The following is a 337-nucleotide window of genomic DNA, read 5'->3' on the forward strand; positions in this document are numbered from 1 at the left end:
AGCGCCGCTCGGCATGCGCGCCGAGGACCCGAATATTCCCGAGCTGCTCAAGGATCTCGGCTACACGACGGGCCAGTTCGGCAAGAACCATTTCGGCGACCGCGACGAACACCTGCCGACGATGCACGGCTTCGACGAATTTTTCGGCAACCTGTATCACCTGAATGCCGAGGAAGAACCGGAACTGCCCGACTACCCGGACGCCAAGGAATTCCCCGACTTCCACAAGAAGTACGGCCCGCGCGGCGTGCTGCACTGTTGGTCCGACGGCAAGGGCGGCCAGAAGATCGACAACACCGGCCCGCTGACGAAGAAGCGCATGGAGACGATCGACACT

The 337-nt window shown here is 62.0% G+C and carries 1 protein-coding gene; it reads left to right on the top strand.

Annotated elements, in window-relative coordinates; translation table 11 throughout:
- Nucleotides 1–337 (top strand): sulfatase-like hydrolase/transferase (locus tag U4Y88_RS37675; RefSeq protein WP_321790155.1); only part of this gene is annotated, 337 nt, incomplete at both ends.

Origin of the sequence: Paraburkholderia sp. J94 (assembly GCF_905220285.1) — a bacterium.
In the GTDB taxonomy this organism is placed as follows: Bacteria; Pseudomonadota; Gammaproteobacteria; order Burkholderiales; family Burkholderiaceae; genus Paraburkholderia; species Paraburkholderia tropica_A.